Here is a 24,805-nt window from a genome sequence, read left to right as displayed (position 1 = left end):
CCCGCTGGCGGAACTCTCCATGCTCGCCTCACTCGGCACCCTGCCCGAACTGGCCCGCCAACTCTCCGGCCTGGGCGGCTGCACCCACCCCGTACGCCTCGACGGCCACCGCACCGAGTACGCCGTCGACACGACAACCGGTGAGGTCGGGCGCGTCCTGCACCACCTCGACTCGACCGCCCTCCCCGCCGGAAACCTCCTCGTCCGCTGCAACAACCGCCGTGCCACCCGCTGCGCGGCCTGCGCGGAGGTCTACCGCCGCGACACCTTCCACCTGATCACCGCCGGACTCCGCGGCGGCAAGGGCACCCCTGAGCAGGTCGGCACGCACCCGCGCGTCTTCGCCACCTTCACCGCGCCGAGCTTCGGCCCGGTCCACAACCGCCCCTCCAGCGGGCGGCCCTGCCGCTGCGGTGTCCGGCACGAGGACACAGCCCCGGTCCTCGGTACGCCCCTCGATCCGGACAGGTACGACTACGAAGCGGCCGTGCTCTGGAACGCACACGCCGGGGCCCTGTGGCGGCGCTTCTCCATCTACCTCCGCCGTGAGGTCGCCAAGCTGGCCGGCCTCACCCAACGGGCCTTCCGCGATCACGCCCGCATCTCCTTCGCCAAGGTCGCCGAGTACCAGAAGCGCGGAGCCGTCCACTTCCACGCGGTCATCCGCCTCGACGGCCCCGACGGCGGCGACACCTCGCCCCCGGCCTGGGCCACCGCCGAACTGCTGAGCGACGCCATCCACGCCGCTGCCACCGCCGCTCGTGTCGGCGGGCCGACCGTCGAGGGACGGGCCCACACCTTCACCTTCGGCCGTCAGCTCGACGTCCGCACCATCCGCTCCGCTGACTTCGACGGCGGCCAGGAGCTGACCGAGCGGGCCGTAGCGGCGTACATCGCCAAGTACGCCACCAAGGGCGCCGAGACGACGACCGGCACCCTTGACCGGCCGATCCGCTTCCTCGCCGAGCTGGCCGGGGCCCGGATCACCGACCACGCCCGCCGCATGATCCGAACCGCCTGGACCCTTGGCGCCCGCCCCGAGCTGGCACACCTTCGTCTTCGGGCTTGGTCCCACATGTTGGGCTTCCGCGGCCACTTCTCCACAAAGTCCCGCCGCTACTCCACCACCCTCGGCGCACTGCGCGACGCCCGCGCCGAATGGCGCCGCGCGCAAGCCGCTCCGCCCGCAGCCCAGGACGGCGAAACCACGCTCGTCCTCGCGCATTGGGTCTTTGCCGGAACGGGCCTCAGCACGGGCGAGACCTGGCTTGCCGCGTCCCTCGAACCTGCTCCCGGAACGGAAGGAGAGCCGACCACATGAACGACCGCTACCTGTCCGTCGACCAGGTCGCCGAGCTGCTGGGCACGACCGCCCGCTTTCCCCGGCGGCTCATCGAGGAGCGGCGCATTCGATACGTGAAAGTTGGCCGGTACGTCCGCATCCCGGAGAGCGCCCTCCGCGAGTACCTCGCCTCTCGCACCGTGGAGCCGCTGAGGCGGCCTCGGTCCCGCTTCGGAAAGGCTGCTGCCTGATGGCCAACAACAGGGGCAGGCGACGCCGTTTCGGCGCGATCAGACGGCTTCCCTCCGGCCGGTACCAGGCCCGCTACCCGGGCCCTGACGGCGTGATGCGTCCGGCCCCCGTCACCTTCGAGACGACGGCTGATGCCGACGACTGGCTTGCCGAACGGCAGACGGAGATCCGTCGGGGCGAGTGGCGCGACCCCGAGGCGGGCGCGGTGAGCTTCCGGGCCTACGCCGACAAGTGGGTCGACGAACGGGAACTCGCGCCGCTCACCCGCGACCTCTACCGCTATCTCCTCGACAAGCACCTGTTCGCCTTCGCCGAGCTGGACTTGGACGAGATCACCGCGCCGCGCGTCCGTGAGTGGCGGGCCGGTCGACTGCGGACCACGAACGCCAAGACGATGACGGCCAAGGCGTACCGGCTCCTCAAGGCCATCATGGAAACGGCCGTGGACGACGAGTTGATCACGCGCAATCCCTGCCGGATCAAGGGCGCGGGGAAGGAGAGGGCGGCTGAGCGTCGCATTGCCACCGTCGCCCAGGTCGATGCCCTCGCCGAAGCGGTGGGGATGCGGTGGCGGCTCATGGTCTACCTCGGCGCGTACGGTCCGATGCGGCCGGAAGAACTGGCCGGCCTCCGTCGTCGAGACGTCGACCTCGACAACCTTCGTGTCCGCGTCCGCCTCGCCGAGCCCGAGCGGATGAACGGGCGGCGCGTCCAGGGCTACACCAAGTCGGAGGCCGGCACCCGGACTGTGATTCTTCCCGCGTTCCTCCGCCGGGAGCTACGTTGGCATCTGGAGAGCTACGCCGAGCCGGGCCCGGACGGGCTGATCTTTGTCGGGGAGAAGGGCGCTCCCTTCCGGCGCAGCACCTTCGGGCGGAAGTGGCGGAAGGCGCGTGAGATCGTCGGGATGTCGGAGGGCTTCCGGTTCTACGACCTCAGGCACACGGGGCACACGCTGTCCACGCGCTCCGGGGCCACGCTCAAAGACACCATGGTCCGCGCCGGGCAGTCCTCGGAGAAGGCGGCGCTGATCTATCAGCACTCCGACGACGAGCGGCAAGAAGAGGTCGCCGCCGGGCTGGACGCCACCGTACGGAAGGCGCGGGCCGCTGCCAGGGAGAAAGAGCCCGACAGGCGTTCTGGCACGAATCTGGCACGCGACGAGTGATCACAGCGGACAGCAAAAAGGCCCGGGTCTCTGACCTGGGCCTTAGTCGTGGAGCGGGTGACGAGAATCGAACTCGCGCTCTCAGCTTGGGAAGCTGATGTTCTACCATTAAACTACACCCGCGTAAGACGCCGGTAGGTGCCGGTGTCGGAACGCATCGTTACTTTACCTCATGTCGGGCCCCGCGCGCTGAAGGCGTGGGGCCCGGCTGTGTTTCAGGGGCCGGGATGGGGCTGCGGGGCGCGGGAGTTGGGGCGTACGGTGGAGGCGCGGGAGAGGGTCCGAGAGGGTCGTGGAACGGATCGGAGTGCCGCCTGGAGGGGCGTCCCGTTCATCCCGTAATGTGGCGCTTCGTCGTCAGGTCGACGTAGGTCGACAGCCAGACGCGGCTCTTGGGGAAGGGACTCTTGGACTTGATGGAGCGCACCGTCGTCCGTTGTGCCGATGGGCACGTGTTCAGCACCGCTTCGTTCCCGATGCAGCAGGCCGAGCGCCTCGGCCCCGGTCGGCTCATGCGCTGCCCACGTTGCGCGCGCCTGCGCAGCGTCGTGCCGGTGGCGTTGCAGAAGCGGTAGTCGAAACGGTAGTCGAAGCGGTATCCACAACGGTCGCCACAGGTAGAGCTACCTGCGGCCGGCAGTCGTCGAGGCGCGCGGAGTCCGTCCTGATGGTGGGCGGCCCGCGCGTCTTGCGTATCCTCGGGGCGTGCTTCTCTCAGACAAGGACATCCGGGCCGAGATCGACGCCGGTCGGGTGCGGATCGATCCGTACGACGAAACCATGGTGCAGCCGTCGAGCATCGACGTGCGTCTCGACCGCTTCTTCCGGGTGTTCGAGAACCACCGCTACCCGCACATCGACCCGTCCATCGAGCAGTCGGACCTCACGCGACGCGTCGAGCCCGAGGGGGACGAGCCGTTCATCCTCCACCCCGGCGAGTTCGTGCTCGCCAGCACCTACGAGGTGATCTCGCTCCCCGACGATCTCGCCTCTCGCCTGGAGGGGAAGAGCTCCCTGGGCCGGCTCGGGCTCGTCACCCACTCCACGGCCGGGTTCATCGACCCCGGCTTCTCCGGGCACGTCACCCTCGAACTGTCGAACCTCGCCACGCTCCCCATCAAGCTCTGGCCGGGTATGAAGATCGGACAGCTGTGCATGTTCCGGCTCAGCTCACCGGCCGAGTTCCCCTACGGCAGCGAGCGCTACGGCTCCCGCTACCAGGGGCAGCGCGGTCCGACGGCCTCCCGGTCCTTCCTCAACTTCCACCGGACGCAGGTGTGAGCGTGTCCCCGCCCCGGGAGAACCTCACCTACGAGGCGTTCGGCACCGCCGTACGCGAACTCGCGCAGACGATCGCCGACGACGGGTACGAGCCCGACATCGTGCTCAGCATCGCCCGCGGCGGGGTCTTCGTCGCCGGCGGGCTGGCGTACGCCCTGGACTGCAAGAACATCCACCTCGTGAACGTCGAGTTCTACACCGGCGTCGGCACGACCCTCGACATGCCCGTCATGCTCGCCCCCGTCCCGAACGCGATCGACTTCTCCGACAAGAAGGTCCTGATCACGGACGACGTCGCCGACACGGGCAAGACGCTCAAGCTGGTCCACGACTTCTGCCTCGACGCCGTCGCCGAGGTCCGGTCCGCCGTGATCTATGAGAAGTCCCACTCCCTCGTGAAGTGCGAGTACGTGTGGAAGCGGACCGACGAGTGGATCAACTTCCCGTGGAGTGTTTTGCCTGTAGTGCGTAGGTCGGGCGAGCCTGTCACTCCGTCCAAGGAAGCGCTCTGACTTGGTTCGTTGCGACCGGGACTCATGCCGCCGCCGATCTTGAGAACCGTCGTGACGCGAGTCACCGTGGGTTCAAATCTCACACCCGCCGCCAAGCGAAATGGCCCCTGACCAGGTAATTGGTCAGGGGCCGTCGTCGTGCGCGGTGCCCGCTCGGCGCCGGTGGTTCCCCCGTGGTTTCCCGCTGGATCGGGCACGGATGGGGCACGTGCACCTTCTGATCCGTAGCTCTGCAGAGATCGGTCACTGGAAGTCATTCGGGCCACGGGGAGGGTCGCAAGGGCCGGTGGTGAGTGCTGGCGGTTGCTGGTCACGGAATGAACACCTCTCTTACACGTCCTGCACACATGGCACGGTGGGGTACTACGGTCGCTCCACCCGAAGCATCCTGGGGGGACGAAATGACCAACCCGTACGCCACTCCCATACCGCCTGCACCACGCCCGCCCGACACCCGTCCGCTCCACAAGCGCGTGCTCGTGTGGGTCGGCGGCACGGCCCTGTTGATCACGGGCACGCTCATCGGCTCGGCCGGGGACGACGGGCAACAGTCTGTCGAGACCAAGGTCAAACCCGCGACGACCGTCACCGCGACCGTCACAGCCACGCCCGAGCCCGGTCCGACCGTCACCGAGACCGTCAAGGCCAAGGCGAAACCCGGCCCCACGGTCACCGTCACCAAGACCGCCACGGCCAAAGCCGCCGACAGCGGCAGCGGGAGTAGCAGCGGCCAGGACAGCACCGGCACGTGCTCGATCGTCTCCAACTCGGGAAACTGCTACTCGGCGGGACAGTTCTGCCGGAACAGCGACCACGGCGCCACCACCACCACAGCGGGCGGGACGAAGATCAAGTGCACGTACAGCTCGAACGCATGGCGGTGGACCTACATCTGACGGACCGATACAGCCGCCCATCAGACCGTTCCCGACAAGGTGCTGTGCGCCGCCTTCAGGTCGGCCCCCAACACGCTCTCCGACTGTGGTGGTGGGCCCGGGGGCTCGGACGGGGCCGTTCACGTGTCTGGGTGGGTAGCGTCCCAGGTCTCGTCCGACGGCCGTGAACGGCGCTGAATGAGACGGAAACTGAGACGGGCGGCGGTGCCGGACTCGCTAGCATCTTCGCTGTTGAAGGGGGAGTCGTGGCGCTGGTTCGCAAGGGATCACGACGGATCGTTGTCGACGGCACGGTCTACCGCTGGCGGCTGCGTGGCAGGCCGACGTACTTCCAGGGCTTGGCGTGGTCGCCGTGCACGTTCGCGGTCGAGCAGGCGGAGACGCCGGGCATGACGCTCGTGGTTACCACCGACCAGCCGCATTCGAGCAATTGGATCGGGCGCGAGGCTGAGCCTGTGCGGCCGTCCGGCGTTGCCGCGGCTGTTCGGCTTGCCCTGCATGAAGGTTGGATTCCGACCGCTCCGGGCTCCGCGTTCCACCTTGACCTGGCCGTCGGCTTCACGTTTTCGCACTGAAGGGCAGGAATCGGTGAGCGTACCGTCGGCCTGAACTGAGTCGGGAGGTAACCGGTGTTGTACGCACACGAGGTGGTCCTGGACGAGCTCGCGCAGGGACTCAGGCCGACGGCCGAGGATGTCGATTGGTTCGAGAGCCTCTCGGAGGATGACCAACGCAAGGTCATGCACGCACTGGTGGAGTTCTGCTGGCAGGCCCGCGCCTGCGAGGACGATGTGCCGGAGAGCATCGCGCGTTCTGGCATTCGTCCCACTCATACGCCGGCGGTGATGCTCACGAAGTGGCGCTTCGGGATGGCGGCGCTACCGGCCTATGAACTCACCAAGTCCTCTCGCCTGCTCGTCGCCCTCTTCAGCATCGCGGACACTCGCAGGCGGATGCGGCATTGCGCCGATGGGTGCGGTCACGAGTGGCACAACCTGTCGGATCCGCGGCGGGGTGCTTCTTGGGTGTCTTCTTGCCCTGGGTGTTGTCGGGGATCTTGTTGAGCTGGGTTCTTACAGGTCAGCGGTGGTGGGATGGTGCGCCTGGTGGTCGTCGTCGGTCGTCCTCGGCCACTGTTGAGCGACCTCGGACGGCCCAGGGACGGGCCCAGACTTCTGCTCATCTGCCCCCCCTCGGAGGCGGTGCCGTTGGCTGCCGCGGCTCTGCGGTGTGACCGCATCGCGGTGCGCAGAGCTTGGAGTTCGATTCGGGGAAACGGCCGGCCCCATTGCGACTCGTAGGCTTCTTCGCCCTGCTCGTAGTCGATCCGGTCGAAGGCGCGGACGGCGGACCGCGCGAGTGCCAGGACGGTGTGGCGGCCCGACCAGAGAACTACCCCTGAGCTGTCCGGAGCTTGGGCGTCGTCGGCCCGGACCAGACGGACATCGACCACAGATCCGTCTCTGTGGAAGAACCACCGGTACACCTGTGGCTCTCCCTCCAACTCAGCGCGGGTGTCCTCGTCACCGAGGACGAGCCGGGCAACGGCGTAGAGGAACTCCTCGGGCACGCCAGTGATGCAAGAGGCAATAGCCTCCGCCTCGCCATGATCATCAGTCACCTTGACGCTCGCCCAACCGTGACTGCCCAGGGGCTCACGACCGTGAGGCGGTCCCGCATCGCTCCCCGTCCGACTTCCGCATGCGCTCGTCCAGTGACGTGCTTCGGTCGTACGGGTCGAGTGCCGGGCCCGATTCCTTGGGTGACGTCGCGCGTTCCGCGGCGAACTCGGGGGTGAGGTAGCCGGTGAAGGTGTCGCAGCCGCCGTTGGTGGTGTCCACCTTGTAGGAGACCAGGGAGAACGTGCCGGGCTCGGTGATGATCTTCGCCGGGTCGTCCCAGCTCATCACGACCTCGCGGCGCACGATGGTGCGGGCGACCTCGTCGCTTCCCGCCTCCGCGCGCACGACCGGGTAGACGTACGTGACATCCGTGGTCACCTCGACCGCGCCCCGCTTCCCTTCCCGGTACGTGATCCGCCCGCGTGTCTTGACCACATCCCCGACCAGCCGGACCTCGGAGCTCTCGAACCGGCTGAACAGCAGCAGGGGATCGTTCTCCCGGCTGGGCGAACGGAACGCGGTCGCCAGGAAGTCCTGCACGTCCTTCTGGTGCGGATTGATCAGCGCGATCGCCTTCTTCGGGCGCTCCCCGCGCAGCACACCGCGATCCAGACTGGAGTCGGCGAGGAAGTCCCGGCTCTCCGCGAGCGCTTCCGCGACCTGCGCCTTGCTCATCCAGCCGGTCGCCCGTGCCTCGGGCAGGGCGAGCGAGGCCGTCCCGTCACCCCACCGTGTCGCGGGCGATCCCCTGAACGGCTGCTTCAGAGTGGGCTGTTGGGCCGCCGCTTCCGTCGGCGGCGGGGCGTCCGGGCGCTCCGACTCCACGGCGAGCGGCGTGCTCTCGCCGTCTCCGCCCGCGAACCAGCCGACCACCCGCCCCGGCGCCACCGCCACGACCAGCAGGGCGACCGCGACCAGCACTCCGACGACGTACCAGCCCTTGCCTCTTCGCCGCCGCGGCGGCTGGTGGCCCCGCCACGGCGCCGGCGGGTCGGGCTCCTCCCGCAGGCGCCCCGCCACCATGCGGGCCCGCGCCGACGGTTCCTCGGGTGCGTCCTTGGCCCCCGCCTCGGATTCGCGGAGGAAGCGCTCCCACTCCTCGTCCGATATGGACTCCCCACCCTTGCCCACGCCGGGCCCCCGCCCTTCTCGCATACCCGGTCCCGCCCCAGGGCCGGTCGTTGTCGACTGTGATTTTCGAGCATCATCACACAGTCGACTCGGCCCGCTCCGGCCACCGTCGGAGAGAGGGACGGCCATGCAGGCAAAGAAGCAAAGAAAGTGAGGGGCTCCCGGCTTCTCGCCCGGAGCCCCTCACTCGTATCGCTCGTCCCACTCGTCGCGTACCTGCCGCGACCGTCGTGTCTGCCTCGTGTCTGCCTAGAACGTGCCCAGCTTGATCAGGGACAGGATCGCCACCAGCTGGATCGCCGAGGCGCCCAGGGCCTTCGGCCACGGGAGGTCGTGGGACTTGGCGACCATCATGGTCAGCAGGGCGCCCGCGGCGACCCAGGTGATCCAGCCGAGGATCTGGACGAAGGAGGCGTCGCCGCCCGCGAACATCGCGACGACCAGGCGCGGCGCGTCCGTGAGGGTCATGATCAGCATGGAGAGGCCGACGGTCGGCTGCCAGGCGCCGTCGCCGCCGAGCTGCCGGGCGAGGGTGTGGGTGACCACGCCCAGGACGAAGATGCTGACCACCATCGTCACGCCGGTCACGAGCACGATCGGCACGGCCGCCGAGAGCGTCGCCTTGATCGCCTCTTCGCGTGCGGCGTCGAAGCCGAAGACGGCCAGCAGGCCGTACAGGAACGTCACGAGAAGGGCGGGGCCCCACACCGCGTAGTCGCGCATCACCAGGAACGTCTGGTTCGGGCTGGTGATGATGCCCTTGAGGAGCGCCTTCCAGGGCAGCCGCGGGCCGAGCGGCGCCGCCGGGGCGTTGCCCGCGCGGTAGGTGTCGCCCTGCTGGTACGGGTCCTCGCCGACGGAGAACATCTGGGTGTGGCCCGGGTTGTTGGCCGCGTACGGGTCCGGGCCGCCCTGGGGGTGCCCGCCGTCGTCGCCGAAGTACTCCGGCTCGCCGTGGTTCCCGTGCCCGCCATGGCCCCCGTGGCCCCCGTGGCCCCCATGGCCCCCATGGCCCCCATGGCCTCCGTGGTTGCCCTGGGGCCCGTAGCCGCCGGGGCGTCCACCGCCGTGCGTCTGGGGCCAGCCGCCCTGACCGCCGCGCCCGCCGCCGTACGGCGGTCCCGGGGGCGTCTGGGGGTAGCCGTACGACGGGCCGCCGACCTGCGGGGCCTGCTGTCCGTACGGAGGGTTGTGCGGTCGCGCTTGAGGAGCGCCGTTGTCCCGGCCGCGTCCGATCCTGAATCCAGCCACGTCATCGAACGTACCTGGTCCCGGACGGTCGCGTGCCGGGCCGGGACCAACCGGCCCGGCTTTGCGGCCGAGCTGTGACATCCCCTAAGGGATCGTCAGGGATGTGTGAGGGGTGGGGCGGGGTCGGCCCGGTGGTCGGTCCGGTGGTCGGTCCGGTGGTGGGCCGGTCACGGCCTCCGCGCAGGTCGGCGGCCGTGCCGGCGAGCGCTCAACGGCTGCTGACGTACCTGCCGTACGACAGGGCCGACGCCGGGGACGGCAGGCCCAGGTTCTTCGGAGTGAGGGCGTAGGAGCCGTTGACCGAGGTCTTCGGGAAGACCCAGACGCCGCCGGACTTCGCGTTCTCGCCCGGGGCGCCGACGGCCGTGTCCGGGGTGCCGTCCTTGTCGTAGTCGCCGGTGGCGACGGCGGTGCCGAAGGCGTCGTTCGTCTCCGCCACGCCGGGGACCTTGGGCCGGTCCTGGTGGTACGGGACGGAGGTGGCCTCGCCGAAGCGGTCGACGATGCCGCCCTCGTGGCTCAGCAGGAACGTCATCGCGCCGGCCGCCGTGCGGGCGCCGATGGCCTCGCCCGGGGCGCCCACGACCAGGTCGTCGCGGCCGTCGTGGTTCCAGTCCAGTACGGCGAGGGAGGCGCCGAAGCGGTCGCCGTCCTCGGCGACACCGTGGACGCCGACGGTGTCCTGGTTGAGGGTCTGGGTGCGCAGGCCGAAGGAGTTCTTGTCGCCGTAGAGGAGGTGGATGCCGCCGCCCTTGGCGTACGACTCGGGGCCGCACGGGTCGTCGATGTTCTCGTCGGCGATCTCGCGGCACTCGCCGAGGGCCAGGTCGTCCAGTCCGTCCCCGTCGAAGTCGCCGACGGCGAGCGCGGAGGCGGCGCCGTTGTCGGAGTTCCAGACGTTGGCCATGCGGCGCTCGGCCTCGTCCCAGGACCACAGCCGTACGTGGGACTGGGTGAAGGGGGCGTCGATCGTGTAGTAGGCGAGGGCGAGGTCGTCCGTGCCGTCGGCGGTGAAGTCGCCGGTGGCGAGGACCGGGGCGCGGCCGCCCATGGGCGTGGCGAGGACGGTGGTGACGACCAGGTCCTCGCCGTTGTCGACGGCGGCCCGCACGACGACCTTGTCCCGGCCGCCGACCACGAGGTCCCGGCCGCCGTCGCCGGTCAGGTCCGCCGCCGCGACCGACCAGCCGTACGCCGCGTTCCCCGATGTGCCGGTGAGGGCGTTCGACGCCGGGCCCGTGCCGCTCCGCGCGCCGCCGACGACGGTGACCGTGCCCGCGTCCGCGCCCCGGCCGGTGACGTCCTCGCCGGGCGCGCCGACGATCAGCTCGGCGAGGCCGTCGCCGCTCAGGTCCGCGAGCAGCACGGAGGCGCCGAAGCGGTCGCCGGCCTCGGGGGTGCCGGGGACCTCGGCGGTGGCCTGGCTGACCCGGATGCTGCCGTACCTGCCCAGGCCCTTGGCCCCGCCCCAGACGAGGTTCACATAGCCGGCCCTGGCCTTGCCGTTCACGGTCGCGTCGGGGACGCCGACGGCGAGGTCCGCGTAGCCGTCACCGTTGAAATCGCTGGTCACGGCGGCGGCGGAGGGGGCGGCGGTGGCGGCCGGCGCCAGGGTGAGGGCGAGGGCCGCCGTGGTGGCGGTCGCCACGGTGGCGGCGGCCAGGGCGTATGTCCGTCTGTGCACGGGGGGCTCCAGGTGATGGCCGGATATCGGGGTGGGGTGCTGGCCTGGTTCGGCTGGTTCACCTGTGTGACACCTGGAGGCCGTGCGGGGTTGTAGTACCGGAGCCGGGAGGGGCTAGGGCTAGGACCAGAAGTCCGCCTCCTTGTCCATGTCCTCCTGGCACTCGTCGATGTCCGTGAACTTCTCTCCGACGATCCGGAAGACGAGGCAGCCGTTCTGCTCGATCCGCTTGCCGCCGCGCTCGGCGGTGTAGCGGTGTACGGAGACGGCGTGGCCCCGGCCGTCCACGCACACATGGCTGAGGGTGACGTCGAACGTGCCGCCGGTCTCCTCGAAGAGGCGCTGGTACATGCCGATGATCGAGTCCTGCCCCTTGTGGTCGCCCGACAGCAGGTGGCTGCCGGGGACGTGGTGCGTACAGTCCGCGGCCATCAGGGAGCGGAGGGTGTCCATGTCGCCTCGGGTGAAGGCGTCGTAGCCCTTGCGGACGAGCGCTGCGTTCGGGTGTTCGGCCATGGGGACCGCCTACTTTCCGGGTTCCTGTCTGTTGTGCTCCTTTTGTGTGATTATCGCCGCTGGTGGGGTGCTTCGCAGGTCAAGGCTGGGTGCGGGCCAGGAGGAGGGGCTGGTTGGGGGCCGGTAGGCGCGAGGGGAAATGGGGGGTGCGGTCAGTTCTGCCACGCCGGCGGCAGGGCCTGAGCGGCTTCAGCCGGGCTTCAACTCCGTACCCAGTTCACACCAGATGTACTTTCCGCTGTTCCCGTTCACCGTGAACCACCCCCAGTCGTCCGCGTAGGCGTCGACGAGATGCAGGCCTCGGCCGGAGGTGGGGGTGCGGGCGGGGGTGGTGATCGTCGGAGGTGTCGGGTCCGTGTCCCAGGCGCCCAGGCGGAAGGAGCGGCCGGACTGGCGGAGCTTCAGGGCCGCCGGGCCGGTGGTGTGGCGCAGGGCGTTGGTGAGGAGTTCGGAGGCCAGCAGCTCCGCCGGTTCGACGAGGGCGGGGAGGGTGTGGGTGGTGAGGATGTCGCGGAGGGTGCGGCGGCTGATCGCCACGGCGCGGGGGTCGTGGGGGATGTAGAGGGTGTACTCCCAGGCGGTGCGCATGGGGTCTCCCGGTACGGAGGGGTGGGGGCGCTGGGGTGGTGGGCGGTGGCTCTGTCGCGGCCGCCGTGGCAGGGCGGGGCGGTGCGCTTCCGGGGTCCCGATATTCCGCAGCGTATTTCGGAGGAGGGGCTGGAGACTCGGGTGGAGTTCAGGTTGCGTCGGCAGCGGGCTCTGGAGGGTGTGCGGTACCTGGCGTTGGTGCATGAGGCGGCGCTGCGGATCCGGGTGGCCGACCGGAAGGTGGCTCGGGAGCAGTTGTCGCATCTGTTGGAGAGCGAAGTCGCGGTGCGTGTCGTGCCGTTCGATGTGGACGGTTTCGCCGGGGTCGTCGATCCGGTGGTGTACGCGGGCGGGCCGGTTCCACGCCTCGACACCGCCATGGTGGACAGCCAGCACGGCAGCGCTTTCCTGGACGCGGAGGCTCAGCTCGTGCGATACCGGGAGGTGCTGCGCAAGGTGGAGGCGGCGGCGTTGGAGGTCGTAGAGTCCCGGGAGTTCATCCACCGACTCGTACGAGAATGCTGAGGGGTCAGGGCATGGCGGACGGCATGGTGTGGCGGAAGTCCTCGTTCTCCAGCGGCGGCGATGCGGCCAACTGCCTTGAGATCGCCGCCCATCGCGGAACCCTCCGCCTCCGCGAAAGCGAGGAGCCCGGCCAGGTCGTGCGCTCCACCCCCGCCGGGCTCGCCGCCCTCATACGTGCGATACGCGAGCCGCGTTACTGAAGCATTCCCGCGACCACGTCACCGTTCACCAGCTGCACGCCCGTTGTCGTGACGCCCTTCGAGGTGCCCGGCAGGCGCAGCGAGCCGTTGTCGCCCATGACGTACAGGTCCGCCCTGCCGTCGCGGTCGGTGTCGCGGAGGCGGACCGTGTGGCCGACGTAGTCGCCGGTGGCCAGGGAGCCCGGTACGCCCGGGGAGTTGCGGGCGAACCACTGCGAACCCTTGGCCCCCAGGCCCGACTTGGCGCCGTACAGGACGTGCACCCCGCCCGCCTCGTCGGCGCCGTCGATGGTCTCGCCGGGTACGCCGATCGCCAGGTCGCGGTAACCGTCGCCGTTCACGTCACCGGCGGAGACCGAGGCGCCGAACCAGTCGCCGCGCTCCGCGCCGCCCGCGATCCCGGCGGTGTTCTGGGTGAAACGGGCGCTGCGCGACGGGCCGGACGCGGCGCCGTACCAGACCGATACGCGGCCCGTGCCACGGTCGTGGATCTCGGTGCCGATGGCGATGTCGCCGTAGCCGTCCTTGTCGAAGTCGGCGATGACGCCGTCGCCGCCGCGTTCGGCCTGGCCGCCGTTGCCGTTCTGGCGCTCCAGGCGCAGCGTCTTGCCGGGGTACAGCTTCGCCTTGCCGCCCTTGACGAACCAGGCGTCGGAGGCGATGTACTCCGGGTACACCACGTCGCCGATGACGACCACGTCGGTCCTGCCGTCCTTGTCGACCTTGCCGGAGACGAGGGCCGTGGCGTAGAAGCTCGACGTGTCCTTGTCCAGGACCGTCACCGAGCCCTTGACCCCCGATCTCGTGATCGCGCCCCGGTAGACGTACGTCTTGCTGTCGCGCACCAGGGCCAGGTCCTGGTGGCCGTCGCCGTCGAAGTCGCCGGTGGCGAAGTCGACCGCCCTGCCGGAGACGCCCTTCGGGCCCTTGAACGGGAGGGTGGTGCCGCCGGAGAGGCCCTTCGCGCTTCCCCAGAGGATCGTCACCGTGCCGTTGTCCTTGGCTTTGCCGACGTCCTCGCCGTTGGCGGAGACCGCGAGGTCGCCGTAGCCGTCCTTGTTGAAGTCGGCGGCCACCCGGACGTCACCGAAGAGGTCGTCGCTCTCGTCGGCGCCGGGGACACCCTCGCTCGCCTGGTCGACGAACTGCGTCTTCGTACCGGGGCCGTTCGCCGTGCCGAAGGTGACCAGGATGCCACCGCCCTTGGAGAAGCGGGTGTCGGTGCCGTACGAGTGGACCGCGTGGTCGCGGTGGCCGTCGCCGTTGAAGTCGTCGGCGTACTTGGCGGGCGCGGCGGCGGCCGGGGCAGCCGTGGCCAGGCTCAACAGGCGCCGGTGAGGGGGGTCGCCGTCGCGGTGGCCAGGGCGGTGCGGAGGAGTCTGGTGCTGCGGGGCATGGGCCCTCCTGGGGCATGGGCCCGCAACAGGGATCGCCTCCGCAGCGGCCCGACGTCGCGCGGTCAGCGGTTGAATGCGATGCCGAGGCCGGAGCCCCGGGGGATGCCGTAGTCCTTGGGGCCGAAGACGTCGGCGCCCTTCACGGTCAGGCCGGACCCCGTGCCGTGCAGCTGCCAGACGGCACCGCTGCCCTCGTTCCGGTAGGGGTCCTCGTACGGTGCCGAGACGGCCAGGTCGGCCTTGCGGTCACGGTCGAAGTCGACGAGGCGGAGCTGGGAGCCGAATTCGTCGTTGTGCTCCGCCGTGCCAGGGATCCCGGGAGTGTTCTGGGAGAAGCGCTTGGCCCCCGCGGTGGTCAGGCCGTTCGGCCCGCCGCGCAGCAGGAGGACGTCACCGCCCCGCTCGGCGCGGGGCAGTGACTCGTAGGGCACGCCCATCGCCAACTCGGCGCGGCCGTCGCCCGTGACGTCGCCGATCGACAGAGAAGCACCGAAGAGGTCCTCGGCCTCATTGCCGCCGGGGATGCCGGAGGTGCCCTGGTGGTAGACGTGACGCCGGCGGTCCAGGCCGCCCGCGACGCTCGCGCTGCCGTAGTGCACCATCACATAACCGGCCTTGGCGCTGGGGTCCTTCAGTCCGTTGCCGATATGGAAGAGGAAGCGGCCGATGGCGAGGTCGTCGCGGCCGTCGCCGTCGAGGTCGCCGGTGGCCACCGACTCCCCGCCGATGAGTGTCCTGCGGTTGTAGAAGTCCTCGACGGTCGGTGTGCTCGCGTTCCCCGCGGCGTAGACCAGTGTCGCCGCCGGTCCGGTCACGGCCAGTTCGTCCTTGCCGCCGCCCGTGAAGTCCCCGGCGGCGAGTTGGGCGATACCGATGCCGTCATGGCCCTGGACCACGGCGCGAACGGGAGCGGGCGTGGCCGTGCGGCTGATGCCGCCCTCGTACAGCCAGACGCTCGACAGGTCCGCGACCGCGATGTCGGGCGCCGCGTCACCGACGAAGTCGCCCACCGCGACGTCGTTCCCCAGGAAGTCGTCACGACCCGAGAGGGGCGAGGCGGCGAGCGCCGTACCGCTGCGGAAGGGCCTGGCGCCGCCCCACAGAACCGTGACCATGCCACGCGCGGTCTGGCCCCCCACGCTCTCCGAGTCACTGCTGACGACGAGGTCGGCGTACCCGTCACCGTCCAGGTCCCCGCTCGACAGAGCCGAGCCGAAGCGGTCCTGCGACTCGGCAGCCCCGGGGACACCGGTCGAGTTCTGGGTGACGTGGATCTTCCTGGAGGTCAGCCCCTTGGCTGAACCGAATGTCACCAGGACCGAGCCGGCCAGCCTCTTCCCGCCCACGGTCTGCTCCGGCATGCCGATCGCCAGGTCGCGATACCCGTCACCGTCGAAGTCGTCGGCGTACTTGGCGGGGGCTGCCGTCGCGGAGGCCGTCGGGAGGGTCGTCAGGAGGGCGGTGGCAAGGGCTGTGGTGAGAGTGGTCGTCAGGAGGCTGGTGCGGCTGCTGCGCACGGGGAGGGCTCCAAAGGGGGAGGAGGGAGGGCCCGCATCCGGGGTGGTGGATGCGGGCCCGAGTCCGGTGGTGCCTGTGCGGTCGTCCGCGTCAGTTGGCCGCGTTGCCGCCGAACAGCGGGGCCGCGTCCGTCGAGACGCCGACCGAGGACGTCGACAGGGAGCGCGAGCCGCTCGTGGTGATCTTCGAGCCGTTGGAGGGCAGGTAGACGACCGAGCCGTTGCCGCCGTTCTCGCCGTACGCGCCGACCGTCAGGTCCGCCCGGCCGTCGCCCGTGACGTCGGTGAGCTTGACCTCGGAGCCGAAGAAGTCGTCCTTCTCGTCCGAGCCGGGGACGCCCGCCGTGGACTGGGCGAAGTACTGGTACCCGGAAGTGGTGTTGACGCCGGAGGCCGAGCCGTAGAGGACCGTCACCGCGCCCGTGTTGACGACGCCGTTCAGGTTCTCGCCGGCCGCGCCCACCACCAGGTCCTGGAAGCCGTCGCCGTTGATGTCGCCGAGCGAGATCTCGTTGCCGAAGAAGTCGCCACGCTCGGAGGAACCGGGGACGTTGCCGGAGTTCTGGGTGACCGAGGTGGCCCCGGCGGGCCCGTCGGCCGAGCCGTAGACGATGTGGACCTTGCCACCGGTGGCGGACTCGGGCACGGAGGGCTCGCTGCCGTCCTTCGACGGGTCCCACTCGGAGCCGGTCACGATGTCGCCGTACCCGTCGCCGTTGACGTCACCGATGCCGGTGATGATGCCGGGCTTCAGCTTCTGCGCCGACGCGGCCTTCAGGCCGGTGGCGGTGCCGGGAACGTAGTAGTTGGCGTTCCAGTTGTACGCGCTGTCCGTCTCGAAGCCGTCGACGATCAGGTCGGTCCGCTTGTCGCCGTTGACGTCGCCCGCGGTGAGGTTGAGCGGGCCGGTGCCGTCGCCCGACATGATGGGCGGTTTGACGGTGTAGCGGCCGCCCGCGGTGCCGGACTTGCTGATGCCGGCCTTGAAGACGTGGATCGTGCTCGACGTGGCCCCGACCGCGAGGTCCTCCGTCCCGTCGCCGTCGAAGTCGCCGGCCGCCAGGGACTTGCCCCACTTGTCGTGGGAGGAGGGTGCCGGGTCCTTGATCGTCGTGGCGCCGGACAGGCCGCTCGCCGAACCCCACACGATCGCGACCGTGCCGCCGTCCGTGTCGCCGGACACGTCCTCCAGGAACGCCGAGACGGCGAGGTCGTCGTAACCGTCGCCGTTGAAGTCGCCGTACGCGCTGACCCAGCCGAACGCGTCGTTCGTCTCGGCGCTGCCGGGTACACCGGTCGTGTTCTGGCTGATCGTGGTGCGCTTCGTGGACGTCACACCACTCGCGGAGCCGTACAGGGCGACGATCTGTCCGGCGCCCTTCTTGCCGCCGACGGTGGCGGTTCCGGCCGCGTACGCGACATCGCCGAAGCCGTCGTTGTTGAAGTCCGCCACGGGGTGGTGGACGGAGTCGGCCGCCGTCGCCGTCACGGCCGAGAACGTGAGCAGACCGCCGGTCAGCGCGGCCGCGGAGGCCGTCGCGAGGGCGAGTCGCAGATGCTTGTGCATGCGGGAATCTCCTGCTGCATGCGGACGCCTGGCCGACGTCCGCAGTCAATGGGGTGCCCTTTCTGTCCGCGTTCGCTGGGAGTTCTCCAGGGGTTCACGGGAAAGTTGGCGAACAGGAGACCGGTGGAGTGGCGGGAGGGTTGCACGGAAGTTCGAGAAATTTTTGTGAGCTGCGAGGCAGGGGGTGGGCGGGGGGCGTACCGGACGGTTGAGGGTGGGGCGTTCCGGCCGGTGGGCACGGCCGGGCGCAGTGGTCTCGGAGCCGAAGTGGTCGTACGTCTCGCTCGCACCGGGGACCCCGGCCGTGGACCGGGTGAAGTGCTGGAAGCCGGAGTCTCGTCGACCGGGTCCGTCGACGCGGGCGCGGTGACGGACCTGCCCGGCTCGCCCTCCGGCCTGGACACCGCTGTGAGCCGCGCGGGCCGCCGACGCGGGGGCCCGCGCGAGTGACACGACGACGCCCCCGGTCCGAGGCGGGACCGGGGGCGTCGTCGTACCGACTGTCGTGCGGTGGCGCCTACTTCACCGGCTGCGGCTCCGGCTCGCTCTCCGTCTCCGCCGTGCCCGCCGGGGGCTCGTCGTCCGGGACCGGGGTCTTGACGGACTCCAGCAGCAGCTGGGCGACGTCGACGACCGTGACGGACTCCTTGGCCTTGCCCTCGTTCTTCTTGCCGTTGACCGAGTCGGTCAGCATGACGAGGCAGAACGGGCAGGCCGTGGAGACGATGTCGGGGTTGAGGGAGAGGGCCTCGTCGACGCGCTCGTTGTTGATGCGCTTGCCGATCCGCTCCTCCATCCACATCCGCGCGCCACCGGCGCCGCAGCAGAAGCCGCGTTCCTTGTGGCGGTGCATCTCCTGCTGGCGCAGGCCCGGGACGGCGGTCATGATCTCGCGCGGCGGCGTGTAGATCTTGTTGTGGCGGCCCAGGTAGCAGGGGTCGTGGTAGGTGATCAGGCCCTCGACCGGGGTCACCGGGATCAGCTTGCCCTCGTCGATGAGGTGCTGGAGCAGCTGGGTGTGGTGGATGACCTCGTAGTCGCCGCCGAGCTGCGGGTACTCGTTGCCGAGGGTGTTGAGGCAGTGCGGGCAGGTGGCGACGATCTTCTTGGCCGACTTGGGCTTCGCCGACTCGGGCACGACCTTGCCCTCGTCGTCCATCTCCTCGCCGAAGGCCATGTTGAGCGCGGCCACGTTCTCCATGCCGAGCTCCTGGAACAGGGGCTCGTTGCCGAGGCGGCGGGCGGAGTCACCGGTGCACTTCTCGTCGCCGCCCATGATGGCGAACTTGACGCCCGCCATGTGAAGCAGCTCCGCGAAGGCCTTGGTGGTCTTCTTGGCGCGGTCCTCCAGGGCGCCGGCGCAGCCGACCCAGTACAGGTACTCGACCTCGGACAGGTCCTCGATGTCCTTGCCGACGACCGGGACCTCGAACTCGACCTCCTTGAGCCACTCCAGGCGCTGCTTCTTCGCCAGGCCCCAGGGGTTGCCCTTCTTCTCCAGGTTCTTGAGCATCGTGCCCGCCTCGGACGGGAACGCGGACTCGATCATCACCTGGTAGCGGCGCATGTCGACGATGTGGTCGACGTGCTCGATGTCGACCGGGCACTGCTCGACGCAGGCGCCGCAGGTGGTGCAGGACCACAGGACGTCCGGGTCGATGACGCCGTTCTCCTCGACGGTCCCGATCAGCGGGCGCTCGGCCTCGGCCAGGGCCGCGGCGGGCACGTCCTTCAGTTGCTCCTCGCTCGCCTTCTCCTCGCCCTCCATGGTCTTGCCGCCACCCGCGAGCAAGTAGGGCGCCTTGGCGTGGGCGTGGTCGCGCAGCGACATGATCAGCAGCTTGGGGGAGAGCGGCTTGCCGGTGTTCCAGGCCGGGCACTGCGACTGGCAGCGGCCGCACTCGGTGCAGGTGGAGAAGTCGAGGATGCCCTTCCAGGAGAACTGCTCGACCTGGGAGACACCGAAGACGTCGTCGTCACCGGGGTCGGTGAAGTCGATCGGCTTGCCGCCGGAGGTCATCGGCTGCAGACCGCCCAGGGCGGTGGCGCCGTCGGCGTTGCGCTTGAACCAGATGTTCGGGAAGCCGAGGAAGCGGTGCCAGGCGACACCCATGTTGGTGTTCAGCGAGACGACGATCATCCAGATCAGCGAGGTGCCGATCTTGATCATCGCGGTGAGGTAGATCAGGTTCTGGAGGGTGTTCGGGTCCAGGTCCCGGAAGGCCACGACCAGCGGGTACGAGGCGAAGTAGCCGGCCTCGTAGTGGTCCACGTGGTGGATGGCGCCCTCGAGACCGCGCAGGGTGTAGATCGCCAGGCCGATGGTGAGGATGACGTACTCGACGAAGTACGCCTGCCAGGCCTTCGAGCCCGCGAAGCGCGACTTGCGGCCGGCCCGGGAGGGCAGGCTGAGCAGCCGGATGGCGATCAGCACGAGAATGCCGAGGATCGTCATCACACCGATGAACTCGATGTACATCTCGAACGGCAGGAAGCCGCCGATGACCGGCAGCGTCCAGTCGGCCTCGAACAGCTGGCCGTACGCCTGGGCGAGGGTCGGCGGCAGCGTCAGGAAGCCGATCGCGACGAACCAGTGGGCGAATCCGACGATCCCCCACCGGTTCATCCGGGTGTGGCCGAGGAACTCCCGGGCCAGGGTGATCGTGCGCGCCTTCGGGTCGTCGGTACGGCTGCCCGCCGGCACCGGCTGACCGAGCTTCACGAACCGGTAGATCTGCGCCACGGCTCGGGCGATGAGCGCAACGCCGACCACGGTCAGGACCAGCGACACGATGATCGCGGCGAGTTGCATTTCGGGGCTCCTCGGGCCTGCGAGGGGGTTTTCTCCGGGGAGTTCTCCGGGGTGCCCGTCGGGCACCGCGAAGATCACCGGAGATCATTACTAAGCGGTAACTTATGCAGTCCGTCTGAGACTACCCAGTTCTTCTGCCGCACTGTAGCCAGGAGGGCGGTGATCTGCGTCGCTGAGGGTTGCCTGAGTGCGACCCCGTGGCGACCCCGTGGCGACATCGGGCGAGCGTGCTGTTTCAAGACGATCGTGTTATTCATCAGAAATTGCGACATTTCCGCCTAACTTGGATCCGTGCTGTACGGAATCCTCGCCGCCGCCTCCGCTCTGTTGCTGACCGCCGTGCTCTCGGCGGCGTTCCGCGTGCCCGCGCTGCGGCTGGGGATCGTGGAGCGCCGGCGCGGGCGGCGGGTGCCGGTGCTCGGGGGCGTCGCGCTGATGGGCGGGGTGGGGGCCGTGGCCTGGGTGGGGGAGTGGAGCGGGGTCGCTCCGCTCGGGCGGGAGGCCGGATGGCTGATCGTGGTCGGGGCGGGGCTCGGGGTGTTCGGGCTGATCGGGGACGTGTGGCGGCTGCCGGCCGTGGTGCGGGCGGCGGGGGTGGTCGGCGGTGCCGCGCTGGTCGTGCCGTACCGCGAACTCGGGGTGCTGGGCGGGATGGCGGGACTCGTCTGGATCGCCCTCGTGGTGCACGGGTTCAAGGGGATGGGGCGTTCCGACGGGGTGCTCGGGGTGGTGGGCGCGGTCACCGCGTTCGCGTTGAGCGGGTGTGCGGCGGCGGAGGTGATGGACGGTCTGGCCACGCTGCTCAGCGTGCTGGCCGCCGCGCTCACCGGGTTCCTGATGCACAACTGGCCGCCCGCGCGCGTCGCGATCGGCACGTGCGGGGCGCTGTTCGTGGGCTTCCTGCTCGCGGGGGGTGCGCTGCATGTGTACGCCGTCGGGTACGGGGCGGGTGTGGGCGCGCCCTTCGCCCTGACGGCCGTGGCGACCGCCGACGTGGTGCTCGTCCTGGTCTCGCGGAAGCGGGCGGGGCGGGAGCTGTGGCGGGGTGGGCCGGACCATCTCGCGCACCGGCTGCGGCGGGTCGGGCTGACGCCGCCGGGAGTGGTGGTCGTGATGGGGGTCGCGGCCGCGGGGTCCACGGGCGTGGGGCTCGCCATCCACATGCTGTGGACGCAGCCGCGTTCGGCGTGGTGGGTGGCGGGGGCGACCGCCCTGGTGGTGCTGGCCATGCTCTTCGTCCCACCCGGCCCGCCCCGACCGTCCCCCACGGCGGCGCACCCCGCCTCCACGGGCATCCACCGCCCTCGTCCGGCTCCCACGGGGGGCCACCGCGCTCCCGCCCCACCGGCTCGCCCCATCCCGGGAGGCCGTGCCCCCGGCCCCCGACCCCGCTCCCCGCGCTTCCAGGAACAGGAGGCGGCGGAGCTGGGGCGGAGGGGGTGGGTGGGGTAGGGGAGCAGGGGGCAGGCCGGGAGGCGTGGGACCGCGGGGGGCCGGGCTGCGGCGGCTCTCCGGCGGCCGGTTGGAGGGGGTGGGCCGACGCCGGGCTCTGAGCGAGGTCACGGTGTCCCTCGCGGGGTGAGGATCGGGCGCCGGTCCGCGATGGAAAGCACGGGGCGCAGCCCCTGCTTCTCAGGGGCGCGGGGAACTGCGCGGGAAGCCCCACCGCGCCCGCACCCGAAGTCGGATCGGCCCCGATCCTCACCCCAAGGGCACTGCGGCGGCCGTCGTCCGCTTGCTGCGGACCCTCTCGCACGCTCCAGGCCATCGGGCGTCCACGGCGGCCGCCCCGACCGACCGCCACCCGCTCCGCCTACCCTCAGCGCCCCCGGCCCCCATCGCCCGCCACCGCCGGCCCTCCGTCACCCCCCCACTCGCCCCCGTGCGGAGCATCCCCGCAGGTCAGCCGCCAATTGCGCATAAGAAAAACATAAGAGTTGAGCCTCCTCGACTCAGCTCTGTTGACCCATCGGTGGGGCGTCATGCACACTTGAGTCCGTTCCACTCAAGTCATTGTTGGAGGAATTGAAATGGCACGTGCGGTCGGCATCGACCTGGGCACGACTAACTCCGTCGTCAGCGTTCTGGAGGGCGGCGAGCCCACCGTCATCACCAACGCCGAGGGCGCCAGGACCACGCCGTCCGTCGTCGCCTTCGCCAAGAACGGTGAGGTGCTCGTCGGCGAGGTCGCCAAGCGTCAGGCGGTCACGAACGTGGACCGGACGATCCGGTCCGTCAAGCGCCACATGGGCACGGACTGGAAGATCGAGCTCGACGGGAAGCACTTCAACCCGCAGCAGATGAGCGCCTTCATCCTGCAGAAGCTGAAGCGCGACGCCGAGGCCTACCTGGGCGAGAAGGTCGCGGACGCGGTCATCACCGTCCCGGCGTACTTCAACGACTCCGAGCGCCAGGCGACGAAGGAGGCCGGTGAGATCGCGGGGCTGAACGTGCTCCGTATCGTCAACGAGCCCACCGCCGCCGCCCTCGCCTACGGCCTCGACAAGGACGACCAGACGATCCTCGTCTTCGACCTCGGCGGCGGCACCTTCGACGTGTCGCTCCTGGAGATCGGTGACGGCGTCGTCGAGGTGAAGGCCACCAACGGTGACAACCACCTCGGTGGTGACGACTGGGACCAGCGCGTCGTCGACTACCTGGTGCAGCAGTTCCGCGCCGGCCACGGCGTGGACCTCGCCAAGGACAAGATGGCCCTCCAGCGCCTCCGCGAGGCCGCCGAGAAGGCCAAGATCGAGCTGTCCTCGTCCACCGAGACCTCGATCAACCTGCCCTACATCACCGCCTCCGCCGAGGGCCCCCTGCACCTCGACGAGAAGCTCACCCGCGCCCAGTTCCAGCAGCTGACCGCGGACCTGCTGGAGCGCTGCAAGACGCCGTTCCACAACGTCATCAAGGACGCCGGGATCGCCCTCTCCGAGATCGACCACGTCGTTCTCGTCGGTGGCTCCACCCGTATGCCCGCCGTCGCCGAGCTCGTCAAGGAGCTGACCGGCGGCAAGGAGGCCAACAAGGGTGTGAACCCGGACGAGGTCGTCGCCATCGGCGCCTCGCTCCAGGCCGGTGTCCTCAAGGGTGAGGTCAAGGACGTCCTGCTCCTCGACGTCACCCCGCTGTCCCTCGGTATCGAGACCAAGGGCGGCATCATGACCAAGCTCATCGAGCGGAACACGACGATCCCGACCAAGCGGTCCGAGATCTTCACCACCGCCGAGGACAACCAGCCGTCCGTGCAGATCCAGGTCTACCAGGGCGAGCGCGAGATCGCGGCGTACAACAAGAAGCTCGGGATGTTCGAGCTGACCGGTCTGCCGCCGGCGCCCCGCGGCGTCCCGCAGATCGAGGTGTCCTTCGACATCGACGCCAACGGCATCATGCACGTGACCGCGAAGGACCTCGGCACGGGCAAGGAGCAGAAGATGACCGTCACCGGCGGCTCCTCGCTGCCGAAGGACGAGGTCGACCGGATGCGTCAGGAGGCCGAGCAGTACGCGGAGGAGGACCACCGCCGCCGCGAGGCCGCCGAGACCCGCAACCAGGGCGAGCAGCTCGTCTACCAGACCGAGAAGTTCCTCAAGGACAACGAGGACAAGGTCCCCGGTGACATCAAGACCGAGGTCGAGGCGTCCGTCGCCGAGCTGAAGGAAGTGCTCAAGGGCGAGGACACGGCCGAGATCCGCACGGCCACCGAGAAGGTCGCGGCCGTCTCGCAGAAGCTCGGCCAGGCCCTCTACGCCGACGCCCAGGCCGCACAGGCCGCGGGCGGCGAGGCCGGCGCCGGCGCCGGTGACGCCAAGGCCGACGACGACGTCGTCGACGCCGAGATCGTCGACGAGCCGCGTGACCGCAAGGACGGTGCCGCGTGACGGAGGAGACCCCGGGCTTCGACGAGCAGCAGCCGCAGTCGGCTCAGCCGCAGCAGCCTGATGTCCCCTCCGGCTCCGAGGACGCCGAGCCGAAGGCCGCCCCCCAGGAGGGGGCGGCCCCGGCCGGGGACGCGGCAGCGACGGCCCAGGTGGCCGGTCTGACGGCGCAGCTGGACCAGGTGCGTACGGCGCTCGGTGAGCGCACGGCGGACCTCCAGCGCCTCCAGGCCGAGTACCAGAACTACCGTCGCCGGGTCGAGCGCGACCGGATCACGGTCAAGGAGATCGCCATCGCGAACCTCCTGACCGAACTCCTGCCCGTGCTCGACGACATCGGCCGCGCGCGCGAGCACGGCGAACTCGTCGGCGGCTTCAAGTCCGTCGCGGAGTCGCTCGAGACCGTCGCCGCGAAGATGGGCCTCATGCAGTTCGGCAAGGAGGGCGAGCCCTTCGACCCGACGATCCACGAGGCCCTGATGCACAGCTACGCGCCCGACGTCACCGAGACGACGTGCGTGGCGATTCTCCAGCCGGGGTATCGCATCGGCGAGCGCACCATCCGCCCCGCGCGGGTGGCCGTGGCCGAGCCGCAGCCCGGCGCGCAGACGGCCAAGGCCGAGGAGGCCGAGGGTGCCTCCGGTGCCGACGACAAGGAGAGCGGTGGCCCGGACGAGGGCTGACGCCACAGGCCGGCACGGCATGCAGGGTGAGTGGAAGGAG

The 24,805-nt window shown here is 70.0% G+C and carries 23 protein-coding genes and 1 tRNA gene; 14 read left to right on the top strand and 10 right to left on the bottom strand.

All coding sequences use genetic code 11. From position 1 onward, the window contains the following. Positions 1 to 19 precede the first annotated feature (19 nt). From P8T65_RS21020 to P8T65_RS21010, 3 genes are read left to right on the top strand one after another with little or no spacing between them, the layout of a single operon-like run. Positions 20 to 1,321 carry a replication initiator gene (locus tag P8T65_RS21020; RefSeq protein ID WP_316726839.1) on the top strand — a complete coding sequence of 434 codons (1,302 nt, stop codon included), beginning with the start codon at positions 20 to 22 and terminating at the stop codon, positions 1,319 to 1,321. Further along, positions 1,318 to 1,533 (top strand): excisionase family DNA-binding protein, encoded by a 216-nt coding sequence (locus tag P8T65_RS21015; protein ID WP_316726838.1) that lies wholly within the window; start codon positions 1,318 to 1,320, stop codon positions 1,531 to 1,533. Before P8T65_RS21020 ends, P8T65_RS21015 begins: the two co-directional genes overlap by 4 nt. Continuing rightward, positions 1,533 to 2,702 (top strand): tyrosine-type recombinase/integrase, encoded by a 1,170-nt coding sequence (locus tag P8T65_RS21010; protein WP_316726837.1) that lies wholly within the window; start codon positions 1,533 to 1,535, stop codon positions 2,700 to 2,702. The genes P8T65_RS21015 and P8T65_RS21010 overlap by 1 nt, the downstream gene beginning before the upstream one ends. 49 nt (positions 2,703 to 2,751) lie before the next feature. On the opposite strand, the gene P8T65_RS21005 is transcribed toward P8T65_RS21010, so the two are convergent. Beyond that, positions 2,752 to 2,825: transfer RNA gene (locus P8T65_RS21005), tRNA-Gly, on the bottom strand. Positions 2,826 to 3,407: 582 nt separating this feature from the next. Here P8T65_RS21005 and dcd point away from each other — a divergent pair. The 5 genes from dcd (at position 3,408) to P8T65_RS20980 (ending at position 6,455) form a co-directional block, all read left to right on the top strand. After that, on the top strand, positions 3,408 to 3,983 hold the full coding sequence (gene dcd, locus P8T65_RS21000; protein ID WP_316726836.1) for a dCTP deaminase: 576 nt from the start codon (positions 3,408 to 3,410) through the stop codon (positions 3,981 to 3,983). After that, positions 3,980 to 4,495: a phosphoribosyltransferase gene (locus P8T65_RS20995; protein WP_184905695.1), complete on the top strand. Its 516-nt coding sequence runs from the start codon at positions 3,980 to 3,982 to the stop codon at positions 4,493 to 4,495. Before dcd ends, P8T65_RS20995 begins: the two co-directional genes overlap by 4 nt. Positions 4,496 to 4,896: 401 nt before the next feature. After that, positions 4,897 to 5,391: a hypothetical protein gene (locus P8T65_RS20990; RefSeq protein ID WP_316726835.1), complete on the top strand. Its 495-nt coding sequence runs from the start codon at positions 4,897 to 4,899 to the stop codon at positions 5,389 to 5,391. A 245-nt stretch (positions 5,392 to 5,636) separates the two neighbouring features. Further along, entirely contained in the window at positions 5,637 to 5,966 is a 330-nt protein-coding gene (locus P8T65_RS20985; RefSeq protein ID WP_316726834.1) for a hypothetical protein, read from the top strand. Positions 5,967 to 6,038: 72 nt separating this feature from the next. Continuing rightward, entirely contained in the window at positions 6,039 to 6,455 is a 417-nt protein-coding gene (locus tag P8T65_RS20980) for a DUF5958 family protein (protein ID WP_316726833.1), read from the top strand. 591 nt (positions 6,456 to 7,046) lie between these two features. On the opposite strand, the gene P8T65_RS20975 is transcribed toward P8T65_RS20980, so the two are convergent. The 5 genes from P8T65_RS20975 to P8T65_RS20955 form a co-directional block, all read right to left on the bottom strand. Beyond that, positions 7,047 to 8,144, bottom strand: a complete 1,098-nt coding sequence (locus P8T65_RS20975) for a hypothetical protein (protein ID WP_316731651.1) — start codon at positions 8,142 to 8,144, stop codon at positions 7,047 to 7,049. Positions 8,145 to 8,393: 249 nt separating this feature from the next. Continuing rightward, complete coding sequence (locus P8T65_RS20970; protein WP_316726832.1) at positions 8,394 to 9,476, bottom strand: Yip1 family protein; 1,083 nt, start codon at positions 9,474 to 9,476, stop codon at positions 8,394 to 8,396. 127 nt (positions 9,477 to 9,603) lie between these two features. After that, a complete protein-coding gene (locus P8T65_RS20965; protein WP_316726831.1) occupies positions 9,604 to 11,079 on the bottom strand; it encodes an FG-GAP repeat protein in 1,476 nt (491 codons plus the stop codon). Positions 11,080 to 11,199: 120 nt separating this feature from the next. Next, positions 11,200 to 11,595 (bottom strand): nuclear transport factor 2 family protein, encoded by a 396-nt coding sequence (locus tag P8T65_RS20960; protein WP_230215013.1) that lies wholly within the window; start codon positions 11,593 to 11,595, stop codon positions 11,200 to 11,202. 189 nt (positions 11,596 to 11,784) lie between these two features. Next, the gene (locus P8T65_RS20955) at positions 11,785 to 12,183 is read right to left on the bottom strand and encodes an ATP-binding protein (RefSeq protein ID WP_316726830.1); all 399 of its coding nucleotides are present in this window, start codon (positions 12,181 to 12,183) and stop codon (positions 11,785 to 11,787) included. Between P8T65_RS20955 and P8T65_RS20950 the strand changes: the two genes are divergently transcribed. Both P8T65_RS20950 and P8T65_RS20945 read left to right on the top strand, forming a co-directional pair. Continuing rightward, positions 12,088 to 12,708 (top strand): Scr1 family TA system antitoxin-like transcriptional regulator, encoded by a 621-nt coding sequence (locus tag P8T65_RS20950; protein ID WP_316726829.1) that lies wholly within the window; start codon positions 12,088 to 12,090, stop codon positions 12,706 to 12,708. The genes P8T65_RS20955 and P8T65_RS20950 overlap by 96 nt on opposite strands. A gap of 11 nt (positions 12,709 to 12,719) precedes the next feature. Continuing rightward, a complete protein-coding gene (locus P8T65_RS20945) occupies positions 12,720 to 12,908 on the top strand; it encodes a DUF397 domain-containing protein (RefSeq protein WP_316726828.1) in 189 nt (62 codons plus the stop codon). Here the strand turns inward: P8T65_RS20945 and P8T65_RS20940 are convergent. From P8T65_RS20940 to P8T65_RS20930, 3 genes are all read right to left on the bottom strand, one after another. Next, positions 12,902 to 14,233, bottom strand: a complete 1,332-nt coding sequence (locus tag P8T65_RS20940; protein WP_316726827.1) for an FG-GAP and VCBS repeat-containing protein — start codon at positions 14,231 to 14,233, stop codon at positions 12,902 to 12,904. The two genes, P8T65_RS20945 and P8T65_RS20940, sit on opposite strands and share 7 nt — an antisense overlap. Positions 14,234 to 14,367: 134 nt before the next feature. Then, positions 14,368 to 15,822 (bottom strand): FG-GAP repeat protein, encoded by a 1,455-nt coding sequence (locus P8T65_RS20935; RefSeq protein ID WP_316726826.1) that lies wholly within the window; start codon positions 15,820 to 15,822, stop codon positions 14,368 to 14,370. 91 nt (positions 15,823 to 15,913) lie between these two features. Continuing rightward, the gene (locus tag P8T65_RS20930; RefSeq protein ID WP_316726825.1) at positions 15,914 to 17,389 is read right to left on the bottom strand and encodes an FG-GAP-like repeat-containing protein; all 1,476 of its coding nucleotides are present in this window, start codon (positions 17,387 to 17,389) and stop codon (positions 15,914 to 15,916) included. A 318-nt stretch (positions 17,390 to 17,707) separates the two neighbouring features. On the opposite strand from P8T65_RS20930, the gene P8T65_RS20925 reads away from it, so the two are divergent. After that, positions 17,708 to 17,839 carry a hypothetical protein gene (locus P8T65_RS20925; protein ID WP_316726824.1) on the top strand — a complete coding sequence of 44 codons (132 nt, stop codon included), beginning with the start codon at positions 17,708 to 17,710 and terminating at the stop codon, positions 17,837 to 17,839. A 67-nt stretch (positions 17,840 to 17,906) separates the two neighbouring features. Here P8T65_RS20925 and P8T65_RS20920 read toward each other — a convergent pair whose 3' ends face one another. Beyond that, complete coding sequence (locus P8T65_RS20920; protein WP_184905669.1) at positions 17,907 to 20,201, bottom strand: (Fe-S)-binding protein; 2,295 nt, start codon at positions 20,199 to 20,201, stop codon at positions 17,907 to 17,909. A gap of 291 nt (positions 20,202 to 20,492) precedes the next feature. Here P8T65_RS20920 and P8T65_RS20915 point away from each other — a divergent pair, with 291 nt between their 5' ends. The 3 genes from P8T65_RS20915 (at position 20,493) to grpE (ending at position 24,765) form a co-directional block, all read left to right on the top strand. Then, entirely contained in the window at positions 20,493 to 21,653 is a 1,161-nt protein-coding gene (locus tag P8T65_RS20915) for an MraY family glycosyltransferase (RefSeq protein ID WP_316726823.1), read from the top strand. 578 nt (positions 21,654 to 22,231) lie between these two features. Beyond that, positions 22,232 to 24,085, top strand: a complete 1,854-nt coding sequence (gene dnaK / locus P8T65_RS20910) for a molecular chaperone DnaK (protein WP_316726822.1) — start codon at positions 22,232 to 22,234, stop codon at positions 24,083 to 24,085. Continuing rightward, the gene (grpE, locus tag P8T65_RS20905; RefSeq protein WP_316726821.1) at positions 24,082 to 24,765 is read left to right on the top strand and encodes a nucleotide exchange factor GrpE; all 684 of its coding nucleotides are present in this window, start codon (positions 24,082 to 24,084) and stop codon (positions 24,763 to 24,765) included. The genes dnaK and grpE overlap by 4 nt, the downstream gene beginning before the upstream one ends. The last annotated feature ends 40 nt before the right edge of the window (positions 24,766 to 24,805 follow it).

Source organism: Streptomyces sp. 11x1 (assembly GCF_032598905.1).
Classification (GTDB): Bacteria; Actinomycetota; Actinomycetes; order Streptomycetales; family Streptomycetaceae; genus Streptomyces.
The sequence above is the reverse complement of the archived record's forward strand: the minus strand, read 5'-3'. Positions and strand labels throughout refer to the sequence as shown.